We start from the raw sequence: 26,793 nt of genomic DNA, 5'->3' as shown, positions 1-26,793 counted from the left end.
GTATGAAAAAACTAAATTTTTTGTTTCTGCTTTTGATGAGCGTGTTTGCTTGTCAATTGTATTGGGGACAAACTTATACGGTCCCCGTATGTAGTGGAACCGTAGCCACGAATGGTTACGGAACACTAAACAGTAATGCAACGGCTAATTCTAAAAGTCGTGGAGCTTTTATTATTGCAAGTTCACAATTGGTTGGAATTGCAGATGGTACAATTACTTCAACTTACTTAAAAAGACTTGCTTCGTCTGGAAGTATGAATAATGGTGCTACTTTTAAAATTTATCTAAAAAATACGACAGCTACAGATTTTGGTTCTGCTGCTTTAGATTGGGCAACTGCAATCACTGGAGCTACTTTGGTGTATGACTCAAATCCTCAAACTGCAATTGGAAGTACTGCTGGTTTCAAAGAGTTTGCTCATTCTACCAACTTTGTTTATACAGCCGGGAGCAATCTTGCTGTCTTTACAGAATATGTACAGACAACTGCTCAAGCTACAACTATCGATTGGGAGTATGAATATACAGGACCTTGTATAAATACTTCTAATAGTAATACAACCAAATATGTTACAACAACAGGTACATTTGGTGCTACTCTTACTTCTTCAGATTATAGAAGACCGCATATTGCATTTAATGCAACGGTTCCGCCTCCTACAACGGTTCCTGGATGTACTACAGTTTCTGCGCCTGCTGCTGCTGCAACCGGTGTTTCTGTAACTCCTACAATTACTTGGGCTCCAAATCCTATAACTAATAGTTATAAAATAAATATAGGTACAACCCCAGGAGGTACTGATGTAATGAATGGTGTAGATGTTGGAAATGTTACAACATATACTATTCCTGCTGCTACTCCTTTAAATTTCTCAACTCAATATTACTACACGGTGATTCCTGTTAATGCAATTGGATCTGCGGTTGGTTGTTCTGAGAGATCTTTTACAACTTTAGCAATACCTTGTCCTTCAATTGGTACTCCGGCAGCAGCGGCTACAGGGGTTTCTCATATGCCTACCATTACATGGACTGCTATTTCAGGTGTATCAGGTTATAGAATAAGAGTCGGTACTTCTGCTGGTGCGGGTAATATTCTTTCAAATGTTGATTTGGGTAACGTTACATCTTATACATTTGCTACTGCTTTGAATCCAAGTACTCAGTATTTCTATTTGATTACAGCTTATCAAGGAGCAAGTGTTTCTACAGGATGTACAGAAAGAAGCTTTACAACTGGAGTAACTCCTCCTCCTGCAAATGATAACTGTTCTGGTGCTATTGCACTAACTGTTAATCCTGACTTGTTGTGTGGTGTTAAAACTCCAGGGAATACTTTAGGAGCTACTCTGTCTATGGCAGCAACTCCTTGTTCTGGGAATCCTGATGATGATGTTTGGTTTTCATTTATAGCAACCTCTACAGTGCATAATATTAGTTTGACTAATGTTGTAGCTACAGGAACAAGTACTTCTATAGATATGTATTTTAATGTACTGAGCGGAGCATGTGGTGCTATGACTAGTGTACTTTGTAGCGATCCGGATTCTAGTAATGTAACTGGTTTGACTATAGGACAAAAGTATTATGTAAGAGTATATAATTATGCTGGTGCGGGAGCAAATAATAGCTTTAATATTTGTGTTGGAACTCCGCCACCACCACCAGTGAATGATAATTGTTCAGGTGCTGTAACATTAACTGTAAATCCTGATTATCTATGTGGTGCAACCACTACAGGAACAACAGTAAGTGCTACACAAAGTACAGAAACTGCACCAACTTGTGGAGCAACTGGAGTTAATGATGATGTATGGTATAAATTTACTGCAACTAATGCATTGCACAGAATATCGCTTACAAATGTTTCCGCATCAACTGATATGGCAATGGCTATATATAGCGGTGCTTGTGGAAGTCTTGTTCAAGTTATGTGTAGTGATCCTGATACAATGGATGTGACGGGTTTAACTCCTGGAAATAGTTATTTTGTTAGAGTTTGGACATATACCGCTACAATTACAACTACGGCTACATTTAGCATTTGTGTTGGAACTCCACCACCACCACCGGCAAATGATAATTGTTCAGGTGCTGTAACATTAACTGTAAATCCTGATTATTTATGTGGTGTTTCAACAGCTGGAAATACACAAAGTGCAACAGCATCTACAGAAACAGCGCCAACATGTGGAGCAACTGGTACAAATGATGATGTTTGGTATAAATTTACAGCAACAAATGTTGCACACAGAATTACACTATCTAATGTATCCGGATCAACAGATATGGCAATGGCTGCTTACAGTGGTGCTTGCGGAAGTTTAGTGCAAGTTGCATGTAGTGATCCAAATACAATGGATTTAACAGGATTAACTGTTGGTCAAGAGTATAAAATAAGAGTATGGACGTTCACAGCAACGGCAACAACTGTAGCAACATTTAGTATTTGTGTAGGAACACTTCCTGCACCTCCTGTAAATGATGACTGTTCTGCTGCAATAACTTTGACAGTAAATCCTGATTTATCGTGTGGTGTTACAACTGCTGGAAATACACAAAGTGCAACAGCATCTACAGAAACAGCACCAACTTGTGGAGCAACTGGTACAAATGATGATGTTTGGTTTAAATTTACTGCAACTAGTGCAGCACATACTGTTGTTCTTTCAAATGTATCTGGTTCAACTGATATGGCAATGGCTGCTTACAGTGGAGCTTGTGGAAGTTTAGTGCAGGTTATGTGTAGTGATCCTAACACAATGAACTTAACTGGATTAACTGTTGGTCAAGAGTATAAAATAAGAGTATGGACCTTCACAGCAACGGCAACAACTGTTGCTAGTTTCAATATTTGCGTTGGAACACCACCTGCACCACCTGCTAATGATGCGTGCTCTGGAGCTATTGCTTTGGTTCCTGGTGCTAATTTCGCTCAGAATGTAATTACTACTACAAATGTTGGGGCTACAACAGATGGTAGTACAACGTGTCAAACAAGTAGAACTAATAATGTTTGGTATTCTGTGGTTGTTCCTGCTTCAGGAAGTATAACTGTAGAAACTGCTTCTGCTTCAGGATCAGGATTTATTGATTCTATATTATCTGCACATTCTGGAACATGTGGTGCTTTAGTTAATGTTGATTGTAACGATGACGTTAGTGCTGGTACTAATAACTTCTCAAAAATATCGCTAACAGGACAAACACCTGGTGCTGTATTGTACTTTAGTGTTTGGAGATATTCTTCAGGTGTTGGAGTTGATGGAACTTTCCAAATTTCAGCTTACGACGCTAGTTTATCAACTACAGAAACAGTTAAAGTTAAAAGTAATATTAAAGCTTATCCAAACCCATTTGTCGATGTCTTGAATATTTCAGATGTTTCGAATGTGAAATCTATCTTTGTAATGGATATCTCTGGTAAATTGGTTAAAACTTTCGATAAGCCAGAATCTACACTTCAATTGAGAGAATTAAATTCAGGGATGTATTTGGTTGTTCTTAATATGAAAGATGGTTCTAAGCAAACTATTAAAGTAATTAAGAAATAATCTTTAAAATTTGATTTATAAGATAGCGACCATTTGGTCGCTATTTTTTTTGATATACTAAGCTTATTATGAAGTTTTTTTTCTTAAAGAATGAAATTAATAAATGTCTTAATAAACGATTATAATTATCAATATTTTTTCAATCATAAAATATTTAACATTTTATAACATGTTTTTTAGTGTGTAATTTCAATAATTCATTATGTATTTTATTGTGTTTGAATGTTTTTATTGAATTTTATATAAATATTTATTTAAAATACTATTATATTTTTGTTAAAAAGTATTAAATTTATTTTCTAATTTTAATTTATAAGTATGAAAAAAGTTTTATTAATGTGTCAATTATTTCTTGGCACTTTACTCATGGCTCAAGTCTCTTATACACAAGACTGGACTGCCACAGGGTTAAATAGCTGGACTTCCGCATCTGAAGGAGGATCGTTTTCACGAAATGCAACAGCTTCGCAAATTTGTGGCACCGCTGGAGGAACTATTCGTAGTGAACAGTATTACGGAACATCGGGCCAATTTACTTCTCCCGGTTTGACAGGAAATAATCAAGGTTTAATTACAATGGCGTTTGATTATAAAATTACTGATTATTTTGCCAGTACTACTGGAGCTGCAATTGGTACTATAGGAATGATAAAAGTAGAATATGCTTCTGCTGCAACTGGCCCTTGGATAACTGCATATACTATAGATGCTACTAATCATGTTGTTGCTAATACTTGCTCAACAAAAACAATTACTTTTAATCCCGGAGCAGGAAGTTTGTATGTCAGGTTCAATGTAACATCGAATTCTTCGGCAGATAATTATTATTATTTTGATAATGTAGCAATTTCTCAAGGTGCTGCACCTACTTGTTTATTACCCAGTGCAGTAACAGGAGCAAACGTAACAACAGCTACAGCAGATATTTCTTGGACAGCCCCTACAACAGTTCCAGCGAGTGGATATGAGCTTTACTATAGTACTAGTGCAACTCCTCCTACATCAACAACTCCTCCAACTTATACAGGTATTACTGGAACTACAAGAGCATTGTCTGCACTTGCTGCTAATACACAATATTATGTATGGGTAAGATCAAACTGTACTACAACAGATAAAAGTTTATGGTCAAACATGTATACTTTTACAACACCTTGTACTTCCACAAATGTTTCTTATACTTTAGATTTTGAAAATGTTACAACTCCTGCATTGCCTAATTGTACATTAGTTGTCAACAATGGAACAGGAAATGCATGGAAAACAGGAGTTGCTCCAGCAGGCTTTACGGGCAACGTTCTTAATTATTCTTATAATAGTACTAATCCGGCCAACACATGGTTCTTTACTCAAGGCGTTAATCTTACTGCTGGAACAAGTTATAGAATCAAATATAAATATGCTAATGCAACCGGAACGACGCAATATGCAGAAAAAATGAAAGTTGCTTATGGTACTTCTGCAGCAAGTGCAGCAATGACAAATACATTGGCAGATTATCCGAATATTATTACAAATGGAGTTGCTACTTATGATTTTAAAGATTTTACTCCAACAGTTACTGGTGTTTATTATTTCGGTTTTCAAGCTTATTCTGCACTTGATATGAACCAATTGTATGTGGATGATATCAATATAGATGTTACACCTCTATGTACCGAGCCAACAGCAGTTGTTATTTCAAATATTACTACTAATAGTGCTTCCGTAGCTTGGACTGCTCCTGCACCAGCTCCAGCAAGTGGTTATCAAGTTTATTACAGTACAACTAATACTGTACCTACAGCTACAACAACACCTACGCTAAGTGTTACTACAACAAGTACTCCTTTAACTCCTCTAGCTCCGGCAACAACTTACTACGTATGGGTAAGAGCTAATTGTGGATCTAGCCAATCTGTTTGGACGTCAATAGCTACATTTACAACATTAGCTTTGCCACCGGCAAATGATAATTGTTCTGGCGCAATAGCACTTACACCAGGTGGAAATTTTGCTCAAAATGCAGCTACCGGAACTACAATCGGTGCTACAATGACAACTGATGCAACTGCAACGACTGCTTGTCAAACAACAAGATATGCAGATACTTGGTATTCAGTAGTTGTTCCTGCAAGTGGAAATATTTCTATTGAAACAAGAGGAGTTACTGGTTCTCCTGTAACTGATACTGTTTTAGGGGTTTATTCTGGTGCTTGTGGATCTTTGGTTTCTGTTGGTTGTGATGATGATAGTTCTACCGATGGTAATTTCTCACTATTATCATTAACAGGTCAGATTCCAGGTTCGACTTTATTAATTGGTGTCTGGAATTATAGTCAGTCAAATAATGGTACTTTCCAAATTGCAGCTTATGATGCTAGTTTAGCAACTTCAGAAGCCGTTAAAACTAAGAATGATATCAAAGCTTATCCAAATCCATTTGTTGATGTCTTGAATATTTCAGATGTTTCAAATGTGAAATCTATCTACGTGATGGATGTTTCGGGTAAATTGATTAAAACTTTTGATAAGCCAGAAACTGCACTTCAATTAAGAGAATTAAATTCAGGAATGTATTTAGTTGTTCTTAATATGAAGGACGGTTCTAAGCAAACTATCAAAGCAATTAAAAAATAATTTATTTTAAATTTCTTTTTTAAGAGACTGATCAATTGATCAGTCTCTTTTTTTTATTTAAATTTTAATGAAAATATTTTCAACAAAAAAGACTCCCCATTTTTGGAAAGTCTTATTTTTACGTACAAAGAATTTTATTTATCTATTGGTACTGGTTTTATTTCTCCTGTATTCATGAGATCAAAAACTGTAGGGAAGAACATGACGAGAATAAAATAAATAATAATCATTAATATCACCAACCCAAATAATATCAATACTAAGCTATTGGGTCTGTTTTTCTTTTGTGGTTCCATGATTTTGTCGATTTTGGTTAATAGATCAATTTGTATAAAATTTACTAAGCCAATTTCTTGCCACACTGTTTACAATACCGTGCATCATCGTCAATATCTTCATTTCCACAACGATCACAGATTAATTCTAGATTCTGTCTTTTGTTTCTCATTTCGGCAGTCACAATTCCGGTAGGAACAGCAATAATAGAATAACCAGCCAACATTAAAATAACCGCAAAAAATTTTCCCATTGGAGTTATTGGCGAAACATCTCCATATCCTACAGTTGTAACTGTTACAACTGCCCAATAAATAGACTGTGGAATCGTTTCAAAGCCAGGTCTTCCGCCTTCTACCATAAACATTAATGAGCCAACGATAACAGAGAAAATTATTAAAAATAAAAGGAAAATATAAATCTTTCTTGAACTGTTCTTTAAAGCTCTCACAATTACAGTTCCGTCATTCATAAAGTCTAAAAGGTTGAAAACCCTGAAAACTCTCAGCATTCTCAACATTCTGAAAATCAGAAAATATTTAGTAACAGGAAAAAAGAAGCTCAGATAAAAAGGAACTAATGAAAGAAAATCAATAATTCCGAAAAAACTAAAGATGTAGTGCTTTTTGTTTTTTAAAACCGCAATTCTAGACCAATATTCCGCTGTGAAAAAAACTGAAATAACCCATTCGGAAACAATAAAATAAACATGAAATTTTTTATCGAGTTTCGGCACACTCTCCATCATAATGATAAAAGTACTTACCAAAATGAGCGATAAAAGGATAACGTCAAACAGTTTTCCGAGTTTGGTGTCGGAGCGGTAAATGATTCGGTACAAAAATCTTTTCCAGAGTTTATCTCCGGGAACAAGATTGTGCTCTCTTTCCATGAGTGTTTTTATTTTTAGTAAAATTATAACTAATTTCGTAACAAACTTACAGAATAAAATGACAATAAAAGAAGTAATTTCTATCATAGAAGGGCAAATTGCGATGCCTCAAGCTGAAGATTTTGATAACGTCGGACTTTTGTGTGGAGTTCAAGATCGTAACGTAAGCGGAGTTTTGTTTTGTCATGATGCTTTAGAAAATGTTATCGACGAAGCGATTACTCGAAACTGTAATCTGGTAGTTTGTTTTCATCCGATTATTTTTTCAGGTTTAAAATCTCTTACCGGGAAAAATTATGTTGAAAGAGCGGTTTTAAAAGCTATCGAAAATAAAGTGGCGATTTATGCCATTCACACTGCTTTTGATAATGATTATTTTGGTGTCAATGCTGGAATTTGTAATCAATTGGGTTTAAAAAATCAAAAAATACTTCAGCCCAAAAAAAATAATCTGAAACAACTTACAGTTTATGTTCCGAACGAATATTCTGAACAGCTAAAAGAAGCACTTTTCTCAGCTGGAGCTGGAAATATTGGTTTTTATGATGAATGCAGTTTTAAAATCGAAGGAAATGGAACTTTCAGACCGGTTGAAGGCTCAAATCCTTTTTCGGGTCAACAGAATGTGAGAGAAAATGCCGGAGAAAGCATGATTTCTGTAATTTTTGAATCATTTAAACAAAATCAGATTATTGATGCGATGAAAGAAGCGCATCCTTATGAAGAAGTTGCACATCAGATTTATTCATTAGACAATGAAAATCAATATTCAGGTTTGGGAATGTATGGTGAATTTGACGAAGAAATGGATGAAAAATATTTTTTGAGATTTATTAAAGATAAATTTAATATCGAAATTATTAAACATTCAGATTTCACCAATAAAAAAATAAAAAGAGTAGGAGTTTTGGGAGGTTCTGGAGCAAGCGGAATCAAATCTGCTTTGGCTAAAAAATGTGACGCTTATATCACCGGAGATCTCAAATATCACGATTATTTTCTGGCAGAATCTAAAATGTTGATTTGTGATGTAGGTCATTATGAATCAGAACAATGGGTTGCTCAACAATTATTTGAAATTTTGTCGCAAAAAATTAGTACATTTGCAATCTTAAAATCTAGTGAAAAAACAAACCCAGTAAATTATTTCCTTTAGATATGGCGAATATAACCGAAATTTCAGTTGAAGAAAAATTAAGAGCTTTATATGATTTACAGATCATAGATTCAAGACTAGACGAGATCCGTAACACAAGAGGAGAATTGCCAATCGAAGTTGAAGATCTTGAAATCGAGATTGAAGGTCTTGAAACAAGAGCTGAAAAATTTCATGCAGATATTAAAGAGCAGAACGACCAGATCAATACAAAAAACGAGGTGATCAACCACGCAAAAACATTGATCGAAAAATACAAATCTCAGCAAGATAGCGTAAGAAACAATAAAGAATTTGAAGCTTTAGGAAAAGAGATGGAATATCAGGAACTTGAAATTCAACTTTCTGAAAAAAGAATCAAAGAATTTGGAGCTAAAATCTCTCACAAAGAAGAAACTTTGAATGAATTGACTACAAAAATCGACGATTTGAAGAATCACCTTAAATTCAAAAAAGAAGAATTGGAAGGTTTAATTTCTGAAACTCAAAAAGAAGAAGAATATTTAATCGAAAAATCTAAGGAATTTGCTTCTAAAATTGATGCAAGATTATTGGCTTCTTACAACAGAATCAGAACAAGTTCTTCTACAGGTTTAGCGGTTGTAGGTCTTGAAAGAGGTGCTCCAAAAGGATCATTCTTCACAATTCCACCACAAAAGCAAATGGAGATTGCTCAGAGAAAGAAAATTATTATTGATGAGCATTCAGGGAAAATCCTTGTTGATGACGAATTGGTAATGGAAGAAAATGAAAAAATGAAATCTGTAATTAAATTTTAATTACCCATTTCTTAAAATATTAAAAGCTGTCTCAATTTTGGGACAGCTTTTTATTTAATCGCAAGAACCAGTGTTACGCCTATAAGTTTGTCGAAGTAATGCAATCTTACAAAATGATCTATTTAGATTCCCCTCCTCTGGAGGGTTGGCGAAAATTTCAAAGAAATTTTTGACGGGGTGGTTTTATTAATAGATAGCTTAAAAATCATAAAAACTAAAATATATTAAAAAAAAGCCGTTTCTAATCAGAAACGGCTTCATATTATTTACTCATGATGCTCGTACATCTTATTATAAAGATCAATAAATTTCTCTTTAATCGCTTTTCTTTTCAGCTTTAAAGTTGGCGTTAAAAGTCCGGCCTCAATTCCCCAAACTTCAGGTGTCAATTCAATTTTTTTGATTTTTTCCCAATTTCCAAGATGTTCGTTGATGTTGTCAATTTCTTTTTCGATTCTTTCTTTTAGTTCAGGGCTCTTTGCAATTTCAGCATGAGTTGTTCCGATATTTAAATTATTTCTCATCGCCCAGCTTTTAGCAAATTCAAAATCGGGCTGAACCAAAGCAGTCGGCATTTTTTCACCGTCGCCTACAACCATAATTTGTTCGATAAACTTCGACGCTTTTGCTAAATTTTCAATCGTTTGCGGGGCAATATATTTTCCTCCGGAAGTTTTAAACATTTCCTTTTTACGATCGGTAATCTGTAGGAAACCTTCGCTGTCGATGTGACCGATGTCTCCGGTTTTGAAAAATCCGTCTTCTGTGAACGTTTCTTTTGTTTGTTCTTCATTTTTAAAATAACTTTTAAAAACAGAAGGTCCTTTTACAGTAATTTCTCCGTCTTGTTGAATTTTCACGGTTAAATTATCCAAAGGATGTCCTACAGTTCCCACTTTCATTTTTCCGAAAGAGTTTACCGAAATTACAGGAGAAGTTTCCGTTAAACCATAACCTTCCAGAATAGGAATTCCTGCGTTTTGGAACATTAAATTTAATCTTGTTGATAAAGCCGCCGATCCGGAAACCAAAGTGATAATTTCACCTCCCAAACCTTCTCTCCATTTTTTAAAAACCAATTTATCGGCAATAATTTCCATTAAACCTGATGGTTTTGAAACTTCTTTCTTTTTCTGAATTAAATTTAAAGCCCAGAAAAATATTTTTTGTTTGAAACCACCTGCGTTAGAACCGGTATTATAAATTTTATCGTAAACTTTTTCAACCAAACGAGGAACAACGCTCATATAATGAGGTTTTACTTCTTTCACGTTTTCACCCATTTTTTCAATACTTTCAGCGAAATAAATTGAAAAACCATTGTACTGAAAAAGATAAAATAACATTCTTTCAAAAATATGGCAAATCGGTAAGAAGCTTAAAACTCTCGTATCTTTATAATCTAAACTTTTTTTCTTCGGAATTCTAGGAATTGAGCCTAAAACATTCGAAACAATATTTTCATGAGTTAACATCACGCCTTTAGGTTTTCCTGTTGTTCCTGAAGTGTAAATTAACGTCGCTAAATCTTCTGTATTAATCGATTTTGAAAGATCTTCAACTTCAATCTGAGTGGAATCGTCTTCACCCAAATCAAGAATTTCTTTCCAATTTGCAGCACCTGTAATATTATCAAATGTGAAAACCCCTTGAAGACTTGAAACATTGTGTTTAATCTTCATGACTTTAGCCAAAAGCTCTTTATCAGAGACAAAACAGTATTTAATTTCAGCATTATTAAAGATAAACTCGTAATCTTCGGGCGAAATACTTGGGTAAACCGGAACAGAAACCACACCAATTTGTGAAAGGCCAAGATCCATTATTGCCCATTCTGTACGTGAATTGGTAGTGATTAAAGCAATTTTATCACCGGGTTTTATACCTAGTTTTAAAAGTCCTCTTGAAATCTTATTTCCTTGATTTACAAATTCTTGCGTCGACGTTTTTTGCCATTCTCCCTGATATTTTGTAACAAACATATCACTTTTAGGTAAATGTTGTAAAGCGTAGTGAGGTATATCGAATAATCTTTTGATTGACATAATTTTCAAATATATAGTTAGGATTTTAAATATAAGGATTTTTTTTAACTGTGAAAATTACTTCTAATTGATTAAGAATTACTAAAATGTATGCCATAATATATTTAATAATTCAAAGTATGTTTATTTCTAATGAATATTTAAAAAAGCCCAGGAAACCTTGATTAAGTCCTAATGAATGAATATATTTTCAGATTTGCTCAAAAAGTGTAAATTAGCCTCCATATAATAGAAAAATTTATGGACTTTAATTTATCAGAAGAACAGCTGATGATTCAGCAGGCAGCGAGAGATTTTGCTCAAACGGAACTATTACCTGAAGTTATTGAAAGAGACCGTGATCAGAAATTCCCGACTGAACAAGTAAAGAAAATGGGAGAAATGGGGCTTTTAGGAATGATGGTTGACCCAAAATACGGAGGTGCAGGTATGGATAGTGTTTCTTACGTTTTAGCAATGGAAGAAATTGCTAAAATTGACGCTTCTGCGGCTGTTGTAATGTCTGTAAATAACTCTTTGGTTTGTGCAGGTCTTGAAAAATTTGCTTCTGAAGAACAAAAAGTAAAATATCTTACACCTCTTGCAAGTGGAAAAGTAATCGGAGCTTTCGCTTTGTCTGAGCCTGAAGCTGGTTCTGATGCGACATCTCAGCAAACTACTGCGGAAGATAAAGGAGACTACTATTTATTAAATGGTATTAAAAACTGGATTACAAATGGTGGAACTGCATCTTATTATATCGTAATTGCACAAACTAATCCTGAGAAAAAACATAAAGGAATTAACGCTTTCATCGTTGAAAGAGGTTGGGAAGGTTTCGAAATCGGAACTAAAGAAGATAAATTAGGAATCAGAGGAAGTGATACACATTCTTTACTTTTCAATAACGTAAAAGTGCCGAAAGAGAACAGAATTGGTGAAGACGGTTTCGGATTTAATTTTGCAATGGCTGTTTTGAATGGAGGTAGAATTGGTATAGCTTCTCAGGCTTTAGGTATCGCTTCAGGAGCTTATGAATTGGCTTTAAAATATGCTAAAACAAGAAAAGCATTCAGAACTGAAATCATCAATCACCAAGCAATTGCTTTCAAATTGGCAGATATGGCAACTCAGATTACGGCTGCAAGAATGCTTTGCTTTAAGGCTGCTTGTGAAAAAGATGCCGGAAAAGATATTTCTGAAAGTGGAGCTATGGCAAAATTATACGCTTCTCAGGTTGCAATGGATACTACGATTGAAGCTGTACAAATTCACGGTGGATACGGATATGTGAAAGAATATCACGTAGAAAGAATGATGAGAGATGCGAAAATCACTCAGATTTATGAAGGAACTTCTGAAATCCAGAAAATTGTGATTTCGAGAAGTATCTCAAAATAATTTAAAAACATTAAAACACTATTTATGAAAAAGCCTTTGTGGATTACCGTTGGAGTAGTTTTACTTCTTATTGGAGTTTTTATCTGGTATAAATTTTTCTTCGTTTTCGGAGAAGGAGTGAAGTCAGGTTATTTAAATTATGCCATTAATAAAGGTTATATTTTTAAAACTTATGAAGGCAAATTAATTCAGGAAGGTTTTGGAAAAGGAAAGACTGGAACCATTACAAGCTATGAGTTTGAGTTTTCTGTTTCTGACCCCGAAGTTTTTAAGCAATTGGAACTCAATAGTGGAAAAACTTTTGACCTCCATTATAAAGAATACAACGGAACACTCCCTTGGAGAGGTAACACAAAATATGTTGTAGATAAAATAGTGAACATGAAATAACAAGAAAGGCTCTCAATTGAGAGCCTATTCTTTTACACTAAACCACAAATATTAATATTATGAGCTGATAAAATTAGTAGAAAAATCTATTGCTCAATAAAATCTTACCTTAAAATTTAATTAAAAATATAATTGGATTATTAATTTGAATTATTTTCTGACTGTTTATGAGCTTTCTTTTTATAGAAATAATATCCGATTCCTGCAATTACAAACAAAGGCCAAAGCGGAAGAATAAACAGGAAAATAGAAGTAATGACTTTCCAACCTGAAGAAACTGCAGCGAAAGATTTTCCACCAAAAGTTTCGGGCTCACTTTTTACTAATGCATTTTCTGAAGTTCCGTAAAGTGTGATTTCTAGATCGCACATCGTATTGTTTACGAAATCTTGTCCGTTCACATCAATTGATTTATTTTCTACATCCCCGATGTTAAAGCTTAAATCATCCATCAGATAATCAAACTTCTGAATCGGAACTTTCACTTTAATGTAAGCGATTTTTCGGTCGTCGTTATTCAGGGAAATATTTTCACTTTTTACGAATCCGTCGTATTTTTTTACCAATTCTTTTACGGTTTCTTTAGAAACTTCTGCATCGTTTACATTGAGTTCTAAAACTCCGGTTTTCGACATTCTATCTTTAGAAACAGGTTCTTCATTTTTAGGCTTGTCTTTGTAAATGATTTTTGTTTCTTTAATAATTTTTGGAGCAGGAACATTTACGACTATTTTTTCGGCATTTTTTTTCAGAGAATCTTTCTTTTCCAATTTTGATTCCAATTTCATATTGGAAATTTTTTCTGAAAGTGAATCTATATTTTTGGAAGTGGTCTCCATTCTTTGTACTGCTTCACTTTTTGTTTTTTCAAAATCCTTAATTCTGATATTAGCAGAATCAAAAACCGCATTTGCTTCATCATTGATTGAATTAATTTTCTCATCAACATTTGAAACGGTACTATCTGCGCTATTTATAGCATTTTCTAATTGAGATGTTGCTGCTTCACCTTTTTGCACATTACGAAAGTGCTCGACACTGCAACTAATAAAATGAACTTTTTCATAAGATTATTTTTTTGTTGAAGTAAAATTAGGTGCGAAATTTTTGTAAAGATTGTAAAAGAAATGTACGATTTTAGTAAATTTTTATTTAATTGAAAATCAGTTGATTGTAAAATTTGAAAAATTGTTTTACAAAGATTTTAGTTAAATGTTAAAAATGTTAAAAGAAAATTATCATTGGAAATATAATAATATTTACCTTTGCTTTTTGAGACATTCATAATGAAAAGTCGTTGTTTCTTAGTATTGATGTTTTATTATTTGTTATAAATCAAATACTCATACTTTTAAATGATGATTTTAATTTATTGAATATAGAGAATCAGTATAAAAATATTGAGGTTAAAAATTTATAATGTTTAATTAGATATAAAAAAAGAAAAGATTATATGAAAAAACAACTACTAGTGATGGGTGTGTTTTTTATTTCCAATATTTTTTTGGCACAAACCAAACAACTTTGGAAAGAGACATCTCCAAGAAATACTTCAGAAGTATTTGAGAATAAAACAGATATTATGCATCCCAAAGTTTATAACCTTGATTTTTCAGGTTTAAAGAATGCTTTGGTAAAAACGACAAATAGTTTTACAAAATCGAATACAGTTATATCTTTTCCAAATTCTGAAGGTGTTTTTGAAAATTTTAAAGTAAGAGAAAACTCTAACTTTGATCCAGAACTAGCTGCGAAATATCCTGACATTAAATCTTATATTGGTGAAAGTTTGGAAGATTCAAGCAATACTGTTTATTTCAGCGTTTCACCTTTGGGACTTTCTTCAATGGAACTTTATGGAAACAAATCTGCCGTTTTTATTGAGCCATACACTAAAGATCTTTCAACGTATGTTGTTTATAAAAAATCAGATAAGAAGCAGAGCTTAGATAAATTTGAATGTACAGTTCTTGATGTTGCTCAAAAAGGTCTTGATGATTCTAATCTTACTGCAAGACCAAATGCCGATGATGGTAAATTGAGAACTTTCAGATTGGCATTATCTTGTAATGGAGAATACACCACCTATTTTGGAGGAACAGTAGCCGGTGCATTAGCTGCAATGAATAATACAATGACTCGTGTAAATGGGATTTTTGAAAAAGATTTTTCTGCGAGAATGGTACTGATTGCAAATAATACTAGCGTTATTTATACAAATGCAGCTACAGATCCTTACACAACAATGGCGAATTGGAATACACAGTTACAAAATAACTTAACTGCTACAATTGGAGAAGCAAATTATGATATAGGACATTTATTTGGTTCTACCGGAGGTGGTGGAAATGCAGGTTGTATTGGTTGCGTATGTACAAACGGTACAAAAGGTCGCGGATATACTTCCCCTGCAAATGGTATTCCGTCTGGAGATACATTTGATATCGATTATGTAGCTCACGAAATGGGACATCAATTTGGTGGAAACCATACATTTTCGAATGCTAATGAAGGAACAGGAGTAAATGTGGAGCCAGGTGGCGGTTCTACGATTATGGCTTACGCTGGTATTACTAATTATAATGTTCAAATGAATTCAGATCCATTTTTTCATGCAGTAAGTATTCAGCAGATTACCAATAATATTAAAACAAAAACATGTCCTGTAGTTACAGATACAGGAAATGCAATTCCTACAGCTGATGCCGGCGCAGATTATATTATTCCGAGAGGAACTCCATTTGTGCTTACAGGAACTGGTACTGATGGAAACTCAGATCCTCTAACTTATATTTGGGAACAGATGGATAATGCTTCTACTTCTCAAACTAATGCTAATTCAGTTGCTACAGCGACGAAAGCTTCGGGTCCAACTTTCAGATCTTACACTCCTCAAACAGTTCCATTCAGATATTTCCCGCCATTAGCAGCAATACTTACAGGAGCAACTACAACCTCAAGTCCTCTTGGTACGGCTTCACCTATTGTTGTAGAAGCTCTGTCAAATGTGGCAAGAACATATAACTTTAGATTCACCACTCGTGATAATAGAGCGGGAGGTTCTGGGAATAATTCAGATGACATGGTAGTAACTGTAAATGCAGGAGCGGGTCCATTTACTGTAACATCTCAAAATACAGCAGGAATTATTTGGAGTGAAGGACAAGTGCAAAACATTACTTGGAATGTTGCAAATACCACTGCAGCTCCTGTAAGCACACCAAATGTAACAATTCTATTATCATCAGATGGTGGTCTTACTTTCCCAACGGTATTAGTTGCGAGTACGCCAAATAATGGTAGTTATAGTTATACAGTTCCAGGAGGTCTTGGGAATATCGCCAATGCAAGAATTATGGTTAAAGCGGTGAATAATATATTTTTAAATGTAAACCTACAGAATTTTACAATTAATTCTTCTGTAGTAGTAACTCCTCCAGTTGTAGTACCACCAGTTCGTGTTTTCCAAGGTTTAATGATTTATCCTGTTCCATCAAATGACGGTTATGTTTACATTAAAGCAGATTTCCCTTCTAAGGTAGATGATAAAGGAGAACCAGCGCCTTATAAAGTGACTTACGAAATTTATGCTATGGATGGAAAATTAGTTGTTCCTCAAAAAACGCGCCATATTTTTAGAGAGCATTTGGAGCAAATTAACTTAAAACATGTTCCTACAGAAACTTATATGATTCATGTAACTGTAGACGGAGAAAAAATTGTTAAAAAGCTTTTGATGCTTCATAAATAATTTTATTACCTAAATTTTAATAAAAAAAACCGTTCTTTTGAACGGTTTTTTTTATTGTAAAATAATCTCTCTCTCGTTGAGAATAGATGATTTCAAATAATTAAAATAATTCAAAAATATCATATTTAAAGAATGAAAAAATCCGCAAATTTTTCTGCGGATTATATTTTAAAATTTAAAAGTTCAATTAAGCATTTTGAAACTCACTAATAAAATGTAGTTTCACATTCGGAAATTTCTCTTGCGTCATGTGAATTGTAAAAGAAGAATCAGCCAGGAAAACCAATTGATTGTATTTGTCTCTTGCTAAAAATCTCTGCTTTAATCTTGCAAATTCTCTGAATTCTTCAGATTTTTCATCCGCTTCAACCCAACAGGCCTTATGCATAGAAAGTGGTTCATAAGTACATTTTGCTCCATATTCATGTTCCAAACGATATTGAATAACTTCATACTGAAGTGCACCCACTGTTCCGATGATTTTTCTGTTGTTCATTTCAAGCGTAAACAACTGGGCAACTCCCTCATCCATCAACTGATCAATACCTTTTGCCAACTGTTTTGCCTTCAAAGGATCGTTATTATTAATATATCTGAAATGTTCCGGAGAGAAACTCGGAATTCCTTTGAAACTCAATTTTTCTCCACCCGTTAAGGTATCACCAATCCTGAAACTTCCTGTATCATGAAGTCCGACAATATCTCCAGGGAAACTTTCGTCAACAACTTCTTTTTTATCTGCAAAGAATGCATTTGGAGAAGAGAATTTCATTTTTTTGCCCTCTCTTACCAATAAATAATTTTCGTTTCTTTTAAATGTTCCTGAAACAATTTTCACAAAAGCCAAACGGTCTCTGTGTTTAGGATCCATATTGGCGTGGATTTTAAAAACAAATCCTGTAAAAGCGCTTTCTTCAGGCTTTACCAAACGTGTGTCGCTTTCTTTTGGTTGAGGCATCGGAGCAATATCAATAAATGCATTTAGCAATTCACGAACTCCAAAATTATTCAAGGCTGAACCGAAGAAAACAGGCTGTAGTTCTCCATTCATATAGTCGTCACGGTTAAATTCAGGATAAACAGATTGGATTAATTCTAATTCATCTCTTAAATTTTTTGCCGGTTTTTCACCGATTACTTCATCAATTTTAGAATCATTGATATCATCAAACTTAATAGAATCACCAACTTTTTGCTTTTTCTCCTCTAAAAATAACTGAATATTGTCTTCCCAGATATTATAAATTCCCTGAAAATCACTTCCCATACCAATTGGTAAAGAGAGCGGACAAACTCTTAAACCTAATTTCTGCTCAACTTCATCCAGCAAATCAAATGCATCTTTACCTTCACGGTCAAGTTTATTTATGAAAACCAACATCGGGATGTTTCTCATTCTGCAGACTTTTACCAATTTTTCAGTCTGTTCCTCAACTCCTTTTGCAACGTCAATTACAACGATTACAGAGTCAACAGCAGTTAAAGTTCTGTACGTATCTTCAGCGAAATCTTTGTGACCGGGAGTATCCAAAATATTAATTTTATGATCTCTGTATTCAAAAGCTAACACAGATGTTGCCACGGAGATACCTCTCTGTCTTTCAATTTCCATGAAATCGGAGGTGGCTCCTTTTTTTATTTTATTGGATTTTACCGCACCCGCTTCTTGAATCGCACCTCCAAAAAGTAGTAACTTTTCAGTGAGAGTTGTTTTTCCGGCATCGGGGTGAGAGATAATTCCGAAGGTTTTTCTTTTTTCTATTTCTTTGATTAAGTCTGACATATCGTAGTTTGAATTTGCAAAAATCGTGAATTTAATCGGATTCTGAAAATTGGATTTTAAATTGAAATAGTTAATTTTTTACCACAAAAGTCACAAAAGATTTTACAGCATATTACTTTGAAGTTTTAATGTAGAATTACAAGCTCGCAAAAGTTGTAGGAAAAAAATCTATGTGAATCTGTGAAATCTGCGGGAGTGAGTCCCATTAGTTTAAAAATCAAAGATGTTTTGTGTAAATTTAAAACTTATTCCTCAATCTTATTCAAATTTGTCTTTCTTTTCAGGAAATATGCAAGACCTAAACCAATAAAAACCATTGCGGCACTGAAAGGAAAGATAAACTGCATTCCGAAAAAATCGGCAACACTTCCGATAATAGGTCCTGCAACGCCTAAGGAAATATCAATAAAAAGTCCGTAACCAGCTAAAGCAGAGCCCTGATTTGAGGGCGAGACGCTTTTAATTGCCATTACTCCTAAAGCTGGAAAAATCAATGAAAATCCTAAGCCTGTTATTCCTGCTCCAATTAATGCCATTTGTGCATTCGTCGCAAAAGCAATGACTAATAATCCAATGGTTTCTACTAAAAGACAGGCGATGGCAACTTTAATTCCGCCATAATTATTAATAACGTTGCTGAATACCAATCTTCCGGCAACAAATAATCCACCGAAAACACTTAGACATAAAGCTCCATTACTCCAATGAAAATGATTATAGTACAAAGTGATGAAGGTAGAAATACTTGCGAAACCAATTCCACCTAAAGCCAAACAAACACCAAATGGAGCAACTTTACCTAAAACTTTCCAAAAAGATTGTGTTTCTTTCTGACTGATATTGGTTTTGTTTTCCTTTGTTTTAGCAAATAAAAACCCGATAATTCCTAAAATAATGGAGAGAATTCCGATTCCGTATAAACTGAATTTTTGTTCGATAATAATTCCTAAAGATGCACCGATTGCCAAAGCTCCATAACACGCAACTCCGTTATATGAAATGATTTTTGCGGTATGTTTTTCACCTAAAGCCATAATTGCCCAATTGATAGGACTTGCTCCAACCAAACCTTCTGCGCAACCTGTCAAAAGTCTTGTTATAATCAAAAATGTGAGACTTAGAATGGGTGAGAATTTAAAATAATAAGCCAAAATCAAGAAAATTCCGGTTAAAGAAAATCCTATCATGCTTAATAAAACTGCGGGTTTCGGACCTTTTCCGTCAATCATTTTTCCTGAATAAGCTCTTAGAAAAAAGGTAGAGATATATTGTAAACTTATCACCATTCCTGCAATCAAAAGACTGAAACCTAAACTTTTATTAATGAAAATAGGAAGTACAGAAAGCGATAATCCGATGATAAAATATCCTACAAAAGTAAAACAGACATAAGTTATTAATTGTAAATTGAGATTTTTGGGCTGGCTTAATGAAGTATCCATGTTAACTTGAAAAATTAAGCTGCAAAGATAGTTTGATTAAACTTCATAATGAAGCAATTATGATAGATAAAAGGAATTAGGCAGAATTTATAAAATAATAATTTACTGGAAATTTCTTGAGACTGAATTTCTCCCTTCCAATTTTCTTTTAAAAACATTTATCTTTGTTTCACAAAATTTTTAAATCATTAAAATGGAAAAAAGCAGATACCCTAAATTCACATTTACCTGGCTTGGTGGTCTTGTTTTATTTGTAGGGCTAATTGCAGGAACAATGTTGGTTTCTTTTTTTAATGTTTTTTGGATGTTTGTTTTTAAAGAAGATTTACAACAGAAAGATTGGTTTTTTATGCTTGCCAACGCAGCTGGATTTCTTGCGGCTATTGCTGCATTTGATTTTTTGATTGTGAGACCTTCTACAAAAATGAAGTTGAATTTCAACTTTTCTCCAACCAATTTTTACACCTATCTTTTGATTTTTCCAATGATGTTGGGGATGATGTTCATTGGAGAATTTATCACTTCACAAATCCCTACGACTGGTCCTTTTTTCGGAAAATATTATGAGTTTTTTACTGATTTGATGAATCAGATGACGAATAATCCTGTTGTAATGGTCATTACTGCGGTAGTTATGGCACCAATTTTTGAAGAAATTATTTTCAGAGGAATTATTCAGAAAGGTTTGATTAATAAAGGAGTGAAACCTTTGAAAGCGATATTTTTTGCATCAGTTGTCTTCGGTTTGGTTCATGGAAATCCGTGGCAGTTTGTAGGAGCGGTTTTATTGGGAACAGTTTTAGGATTGGTTTATTATAAAACAAAATCACTTCTTTTACCGATGCTTTTGCATGGATTTAACAATCTTTGTTCGTCGATCTTAATATTTTACGCAAAAACAGAAAGCTTTGCAGACTCTTTTAAAGTTTCAGAATACATCATACTGGCTATCGGAATTTTACTTTTTTCTTCATTTTATTATTTATTTATGAAGAAATATAAAGTACATTACTCTGAGATTTAACTAAATACTATATTACTAACGCTTTTACAAATTTCACAATAATTAAATTGTGTTTTTTGGGTTTTACAAAAAATAAATAAAAAATGGAATTACTGGTTGCAACACACAATTTGCATAAAAAAGAAGAAATACAACAGATTTTAGGAGACGAATTTATTGTAAAAAGTCTTGCTGATTACGATCTTCATGACGAGATTGTTGAAGATGGAGATTCTTTCAATGCCAATGCTTTGATTAAAGCTAAATATTGTTTTGAGAAAACAGGAATTCCAAGTCTTGGAGACGACAGTGGTTTGGTCGTGGAATCTTTAGACGGAAGACCTGGAATTTTTTCGGCGCGTTATGCTGGTAATCACGATTTTGCTAAAAATATTGAAAAAGTTTTAAGTGAAATGGAAAATGTGGAAAACAGAAAAGCATATTTCATCACTGTTTTATGTTATTATGACGAAAACGGAGCAAAATATTTCGACGGCAGAGCTTACGGAAATTTGCTGAAAGAAAATAAAGGTCATCAAGGTTTTGGGTATGACCCAATTTTTGTTCCCGAAGGTTATGAGATGACTTTTGCAGAGATGAATCCCGAAGACAAGAATAAAATAAGCCATAGAAAACAAGCTTTGGATTTGTTTTTGGATTTTTTGAAAAAGTAGATTAAGATTGAGGTTTAGGTTAAGACTTTTGAGCTATTATTTTCATTCTTAATCTAAGCCTCAACCTAATTCTCAACTTTAACCTCAATTATTGTACATTTGCTATAATAAACTATTGATTTGAGTACTTATTTAACGATATTAGGCTTTAATTCAGCAATACCAACAATTAATACTTCACCAACAGCGCAACTTCTAGAGATGGAAGAGCGATGTTTTTTGATTGATTGTGGGGAAGGAACGCAGGTTCAACTGAGAAAAGCGAAGGCAAGATTTTCAAAAATCAATCATATTTTTATCTCGCATCTTCATGGCGACCATTGTTTTGGTTTGCCTGGATTGATTGCATCTTTCAGGCTTTTGGGAAGAGAAGTTCCTTTGCATGTTTATGGGCCGAAGGGAATAAAAAAAATGCTGGAAACTATTTTTACGATGACAGAAACGCATCGCGGTTTTGAAGTGGTTTATCATGAATTAGACAAAGATTATTCAGAGAAAATTTATGAAGACAATAGAGTAGAAGTGTTTACAATTCCGCTTGATCACAGGATTTATTGTAACGGGTATCTTTTTAAAGAAAAGCCGAAGGAACGTCATATTAACATGGAAGAAGTTTCAAAATATGATGAAATTGAAACCTGCGATTACCATAATTTGAAAGCCGGAAAAGATTTTGTTTTGAGTGACGGATATGTTTTAAACAACGAAATTTTAACGACAACTCCTGCGCCTTCAGTTTCTTATGCTTTTTGCAGCGATACAAGATATTTGGAATCTGTGATTCCTATCATTAAGAATGTTACTGTTTTGTATCATGAATCTACATTTTTGCATGATTTAAAAGAAATGGCGGATTATACGGGTCATACCACTGCTTTGGAAGCTGCAACGATTGCTAAAAAAGCTGAGGTTGAGAAACTTATTTTAGGACATTTTTCTAATCGTTATGGAGATTTAACCGTTTTTACCGATGAAGCAAGGCAGATTTTCCCGAATACATTTTTGCCTAAAGCTTTGGAAGCGGTGAAAATTTAAATTTCGAATGAACAATTTTAAAAGTATAAGACAGTTTAGTTTTAAGTAGGATTTAGAATCAGATAAATTTAAACTGTTCAGAATCTCAATGGTTAAATTTTTTTAATTCTTAAATGTTGATTAAATAATGAAGTTAAATTTTTCTGAATTAAAAGATTTTCTTGACGAAAAAGCTGATATTTATAATAATCTTGAGTTTATTCAGGATGACCCTATTCAGATTCCGCATCGTTTTTCTTTAAAACAGGATATTGAGATTGCCGGTTTTTTGGCAGCGACAATTTCATGGGGAAATAGAAAATCAATTATTAAATCTGCTGAAAAAATGCTCGATATTATGGGCAATTCTCCGTATGATTTTGTAATGAATTATTCTGAGAAAGATTTAGAGTTTATTAAAGATAAAAATATTCACAGAACTTTTAACGGAGAAGATTTTTCTTATTTTATCAAGCAATTTCATAAGATTTATACTGAAAATCAAAGTCTTGAAGATTTGTTTTTAGTTATCAATGATGAAAGCAATTTTCAGCATTCCATTGAAAGATTCAGACAGAAGTTTTTAGGAATTGAAAAACACAGAACACATAAACATGTGAGTTCGCCTTATAAAAATTCATCTTCAAAAAGAATCATAATGTTTTTGAGGTGGATGATCAGAAATGATAATCGTGGCGTAGATTTTGGAATTTGGGAAAACATCAATCCAAAATATTTATCAATCCCCTTGGATGTTCATACCGGAAATATTTCAAGAAAATTAGGACTGATTTCCAGAACTCAAAATGATTGGAAAACAGTTGAAGAATTAGATCTAATTATAAGAAAATTTGACGAAAACGATCCTGCAAAATATGATTTTGCTTTGTTTGGATTGGGAGTAACGAAAGAATTATTTTAAACAAGAAAATAATGAAAACACCGCACGAAAAAATAGAATTTTTAGAGAAAATAGCCGATGGAATTACATCATGGATTGGTTCGATTCCGTCATTGATTTTGCATACCTTATTTTTTTTGACATCATTTCTGTTACCCGCATTAGGATTGATTGATTTTGATAAAATGTTGCTGGTTTTGACCACAGTTTTGTCTTTAGAAGCAATTTATCTCTCGATTCTTATCCAAATGTCTGTGAATAAAAGTCATGAGAAAATTGAAGATATTCAGGAAGATATTGAGGACATTCAAGAGGATATTGAGGAGATCAGCGAAGATATAGAAGAAATTTCTGAAGATTTGGAAGAAATTAGTGAAGATATTGAAGATATTCAGGAAGATATTGAAGAAATTAATGATGAGGATGACGAAGAAGATCACAATGAAAGAGCTAAAAAGACAATTTTGAAAAGCAATGTGAATTCTAATAAAAATGAAATTAAGTTTCTAAAGGATAAAATTGCAGAACTTCAGCATAAAATTGATGAAATGAAAAAAGATTAAAAAAAATATCTACAGACTGCCGCTTTGGCGGTCTTTTTATTTACTGAGATTAGAAATGAATTAAAATTTCATTAGAATTTAAATAAAATAGAATATTACTGCCAATAATATCCTCTATAGTGCGTTTTAAATCATTTAAAAGTAGTATTTTTGGGCAAACAATTACAAAATGTTAAAATATAGACTAAAAAATTATCTTTTTCTTTTTGCAGTATTTTTTGTTTCGGCCTCTATTTCTGCCCAACAAAGAAAACCACCAAAAAATTTAGTAAATGCTACAAATAAAAAAGCAGGTGTATTCATTGATGTTAATGCTGCAGGATATGTTCCTTCTACATACACTGCGGAACAATTGGTGAAAAATGTTTTAATTAATAGTGGAACCAGTTGTGGTGTACCCAATGTAAGTAATGTAACTGTAACGCCTAATCAGGCAGCTACAAATAATGATAGATTTTGGGGGTATTTTCATAAAGGAACAACAAACTTTCCGTTTACAGATGGAATTGTTTTAACAACGGGATATGCACGGCAAGCAGGAAATGTTGCGTCAGGAGCAAGTGCAATAGTAACTGGAGCAGGACAAAATGATGCAGATCTTTTGGCGGCTGTACCAAATCCAAATCCACAATATAATTATAACGATAATGTAATGTTGGAGTTCGATTTCGTACCTAACTCCAGCCAGGTAAAGTTTAATTATCTTTTTGCATCAGAAGAATATACAGGTAATTATCCATGTGAATATTCTGATGCGTTTGCACTTTTAATAAAACCTGTTTCTGGTGGACCTTATGTAAATGTTGCTGTACTTCCGGGAGGTGCGGGTCCTGTGAGTATGACAAATATTCACGGCAGTGTTAGAGATGATGGTGGTCTACTTCCTTGTCCAGCGATTAATGAACAATATTTTGCAGGTTACAATGCCTCAACTAATATTGTTACAAACTATAATGGAAGAACGGTTCCTTTGCAGGCAGTTGCTACTGTAACACCCGGAGTTGCTTATCATTTTAAAATGGTATTGTCAGATTACCGAGATACAGGTTTTGATTCTGCTGTATTCATTGAAGGAGGCTCTTTTGATATAGGTATTAAATTAGTAGACGGAAATGGCGTTCAATTACCATCAAGTCTAAATGTATGTGACAATGTCCCACAAACTTTAGTTGCTCAGGTAAACGGTATTACTGGGGCTACTTATCAATGGTATAAAGACGGTATAGTTATTCCAAATGCCACATCAGTAAGTTATGTTGCAACTACTCCTGGCGTTTATGAAGTTAAAGTTTCCGTTCCTGGGAGTACTTGTCCGGCATCTGCGACTATTACAATTATTGGAGGTACAAGTCCCGTTGCACAAGATGCTACCTTGAAAATTTGTACTACACCAAGCTTATCAACTTTTAATTTAAATTCTACAAAACCATCTATTAGTACAACTGCCGGTGCGGTATTTCGTTTTTATGTGAATTTAGCTGATGCTCAAGCTCAGAATAATAACTATATTCCTGAAGCTAGTTTAGCATCTTATAATGGAACCAATGGGCAGGTTTTACATGTTGTGGTTTCAAACGGAGGATTCTGTAGTAAGCGGGTTACTTTAACTTTAAATAAAGAAGAAACTCCTGTCGCTACACTTACAGCTTCTAGATTAAAGATATGTGTTGGGGAATCTGTGATATTGACAGCTGGTGGCGGTATTACGTATCAGTGGAATGACACGGCTGTTTCTACTCCAATTCGTACATTATCACCTACCCAAACTACAACTTATACGGTTTATGCAATCGGAGCTCAGGGATGTAAATCTTTGCAACCGGCAACTGTAGTTGTAGAAGTAGTTCCGGCAATTACATCTAATCTTTCAGGAGGATTTATTTGTGAAAGTGATAGAATGACATTGAATGCCGGAGCGGGACCAAATTATACTTATTCTTGGAGTAACGGTGCGACAACACAAACTATTGTCGCTGCAGCTGCGGGACTTTATTATGTAGATATCAGCAATGGTGTTTGTACTAAAAGATATACTACAGAAGTTAAGCAGGCTCTTATCCCTGAAATCGTAAATGTTGATTATAATCAAAGCGGTACATTAGTAATTACGGCTAACAATCTTGCAAGTGGAGTACTGGAATATTCAGTTGATAACGGATTAACTTGGCAAGGTTCTAATGTATTTAATAATATTCCTAATAACACAATAGTTTCTATCAGAGTAAGAGTGAAAACTACAAGTTGTGTAGGATTCTTAGAATATTTCACTTTTGTAATGCAAAACGTTATTACTCCAAACGGGGATAATGTAAATGATATGATTGATTTCAGAGGTGTAAGTGAATATAAACAATTCCAGGCTTCTATTTCTGACCGTTATGGTAGAGTGGTTTATAAAGCTGAGAAAATAAGACCTTATTGGGACGGATATTTCCAGGGTAAAAAATTACCTACAGCCTCTTACTGGTATCAGGTAACATTCGAAGATCCAGCAAGTAAAAAACTAGTTGTAAAAACAGGGTGGATTTTACTGAAAAACTTTGAATAACAATAATTAAATTTTATAAAAAG

19 protein-coding genes are annotated in these 26,793 nt (G+C 33.8%); 13 read left to right on the top strand and 6 right to left on the bottom strand.

Translation table 11 applies throughout. The features are described 5' to 3' along the window. Positions 1–2 precede the first annotated feature (2 nt). Together OEA66_RS03235 and OEA66_RS03230 are read left to right on the top strand one after the other, a co-directional pair. Positions 3–3,554: a T9SS type A sorting domain-containing protein gene (locus tag OEA66_RS03235; protein ID WP_267280007.1), complete on the top strand. Its 3,552-nt coding sequence runs from the start codon at positions 3–5 to the stop codon at positions 3,552–3,554. Positions 3,555–3,872: 318 nt separating this feature from the next. Then, on the top strand, positions 3,873–6,173 hold the full coding sequence (locus OEA66_RS03230; protein ID WP_267280006.1) for a fibronectin type III domain-containing protein: 2,301 nt from the start codon (positions 3,873–3,875) through the stop codon (positions 6,171–6,173). Positions 6,174–6,307: 134 nt separating this feature from the next. Here OEA66_RS03230 and OEA66_RS03225 read toward each other — a convergent pair whose 3' ends face one another. Next, positions 6,308–6,469, bottom strand: coding sequence for a hypothetical protein (locus OEA66_RS03225; protein ID WP_267280005.1), 162 nt, complete (start codon positions 6,467–6,469; stop codon positions 6,308–6,310). A 44-nt stretch (positions 6,470–6,513) separates the two neighbouring features. After that, positions 6,514–7,341 carry an ion transporter gene (locus OEA66_RS03220; protein ID WP_267280004.1) on the bottom strand — a complete coding sequence of 276 codons (828 nt, stop codon included), beginning with the start codon at positions 7,339–7,341 and terminating at the stop codon, positions 6,514–6,516. A 58-nt stretch (positions 7,342–7,399) separates the two neighbouring features. On the opposite strand from OEA66_RS03220, the gene OEA66_RS03215 reads away from it, so the two are divergent. Both OEA66_RS03215 and OEA66_RS03210 read left to right on the top strand, forming a co-directional pair. After that, complete coding sequence (locus OEA66_RS03215; RefSeq protein ID WP_267280003.1) at positions 7,400–8,497, top strand: Nif3-like dinuclear metal center hexameric protein; 1,098 nt, start codon at positions 7,400–7,402, stop codon at positions 8,495–8,497. 2 nt (positions 8,498–8,499) lie between these two features. After that, complete coding sequence (locus tag OEA66_RS03210) at positions 8,500–9,276, top strand: zinc ribbon domain-containing protein (RefSeq protein ID WP_267280002.1); 777 nt, start codon at positions 8,500–8,502, stop codon at positions 9,274–9,276. 266 nt (positions 9,277–9,542) lie between these two features. Here OEA66_RS03210 and OEA66_RS03205 read toward each other — a convergent pair whose 3' ends face one another. Further along, the gene (locus OEA66_RS03205) at positions 9,543–11,321 is read right to left on the bottom strand and encodes an AMP-dependent synthetase/ligase (RefSeq protein WP_267280001.1); all 1,779 of its coding nucleotides are present in this window, start codon (positions 11,319–11,321) and stop codon (positions 9,543–9,545) included. A 240-nt stretch (positions 11,322–11,561) separates the two neighbouring features. Here OEA66_RS03205 and OEA66_RS03200 point away from each other — a divergent pair, with 240 nt between their 5' ends. Continuing rightward, positions 11,562–12,701 (top strand): acyl-CoA dehydrogenase family protein, encoded by a 1,140-nt coding sequence (locus OEA66_RS03200; RefSeq protein ID WP_267265009.1) that lies wholly within the window; start codon positions 11,562–11,564, stop codon positions 12,699–12,701. Positions 12,702–12,725: 24 nt separating this feature from the next. Continuing rightward, entirely contained in the window at positions 12,726–13,091 is a 366-nt protein-coding gene (locus OEA66_RS03195; protein ID WP_267265010.1) for a hypothetical protein, read from the top strand. Between the two features lie 140 nt (positions 13,092–13,231). On the opposite strand, the gene OEA66_RS03190 is transcribed toward OEA66_RS03195, so the two are convergent. Next, positions 13,232–14,110 carry a DUF4349 domain-containing protein gene (locus OEA66_RS03190; RefSeq protein WP_267280000.1) on the bottom strand — a complete coding sequence of 293 codons (879 nt, stop codon included), beginning with the start codon at positions 14,108–14,110 and terminating at the stop codon, positions 13,232–13,234. Between the two features lie 434 nt (positions 14,111–14,544). Between OEA66_RS03190 and OEA66_RS03185 the strand changes: the two genes are divergently transcribed. Next, positions 14,545–16,842 carry a reprolysin-like metallopeptidase gene (locus OEA66_RS03185; RefSeq protein WP_267279999.1) on the top strand — a complete coding sequence of 766 codons (2,298 nt, stop codon included), beginning with the start codon at positions 14,545–14,547 and terminating at the stop codon, positions 16,840–16,842. 187 nt (positions 16,843–17,029) lie between these two features. Here the strand turns inward: OEA66_RS03185 and OEA66_RS03180 are convergent, their stop codons facing one another. Next, complete coding sequence (locus OEA66_RS03180) at positions 17,030–18,625, bottom strand: peptide chain release factor 3 (protein ID WP_267279998.1); 1,596 nt, start codon at positions 18,623–18,625, stop codon at positions 17,030–17,032. A gap of 245 nt (positions 18,626–18,870) precedes the next feature. Further along, positions 18,871–20,067 carry an MFS transporter gene (locus OEA66_RS03175; protein ID WP_267279997.1) on the bottom strand — a complete coding sequence of 399 codons (1,197 nt, stop codon included), beginning with the start codon at positions 20,065–20,067 and terminating at the stop codon, positions 18,871–18,873. Between the two features lie 193 nt (positions 20,068–20,260). Between OEA66_RS03175 and OEA66_RS03170 the strand changes: the two genes are divergently transcribed. The 6 genes from OEA66_RS03170 (at position 20,261) to OEA66_RS03145 (ending at position 26,770) form a co-directional block, all read left to right on the top strand. Further along, positions 20,261–21,091 carry a CPBP family intramembrane glutamic endopeptidase gene (locus OEA66_RS03170; protein WP_267279996.1) on the top strand — a complete coding sequence of 277 codons (831 nt, stop codon included), beginning with the start codon at positions 20,261–20,263 and terminating at the stop codon, positions 21,089–21,091. 83 nt (positions 21,092–21,174) lie between these two features. Further along, the gene (gene rdgB / locus OEA66_RS03165; RefSeq protein WP_267279995.1) at positions 21,175–21,744 is read left to right on the top strand and encodes an RdgB/HAM1 family non-canonical purine NTP pyrophosphatase; all 570 of its coding nucleotides are present in this window, start codon (positions 21,175–21,177) and stop codon (positions 21,742–21,744) included. 120 nt (positions 21,745–21,864) lie between these two features. Next, complete coding sequence (locus OEA66_RS03160; protein WP_267279994.1) at positions 21,865–22,779, top strand: ribonuclease Z; 915 nt, start codon at positions 21,865–21,867, stop codon at positions 22,777–22,779. 127 nt (positions 22,780–22,906) lie between these two features. Beyond that, positions 22,907–23,680, top strand: a complete 774-nt coding sequence (locus tag OEA66_RS03155) for a TIGR02757 family protein (protein ID WP_267279993.1) — start codon at positions 22,907–22,909, stop codon at positions 23,678–23,680. An 11-nt stretch (positions 23,681–23,691) separates the two neighbouring features. Beyond that, the gene (locus tag OEA66_RS03150) at positions 23,692–24,222 is read left to right on the top strand and encodes a DUF1003 domain-containing protein (protein WP_267279992.1); all 531 of its coding nucleotides are present in this window, start codon (positions 23,692–23,694) and stop codon (positions 24,220–24,222) included. 169 nt (positions 24,223–24,391) lie between these two features. Further along, positions 24,392–26,770 carry a choice-of-anchor L domain-containing protein gene (locus OEA66_RS03145; RefSeq protein WP_267279991.1) on the top strand — a complete coding sequence of 793 codons (2,379 nt, stop codon included), beginning with the start codon at positions 24,392–24,394 and terminating at the stop codon, positions 26,768–26,770. The last annotated feature ends 23 nt before the right edge of the window (positions 26,771–26,793 follow it).

It is taken from the genome of Chryseobacterium luquanense (assembly GCF_026460945.1).
In the GTDB taxonomy this organism is placed as follows: Bacteria; Bacteroidota; Bacteroidia; order Flavobacteriales; family Weeksellaceae; genus Chryseobacterium; species Chryseobacterium luquanense.
Note: the sequence above shows the minus strand (reverse complement) of the source record. Positions and strands in the feature narration are given on the sequence as shown.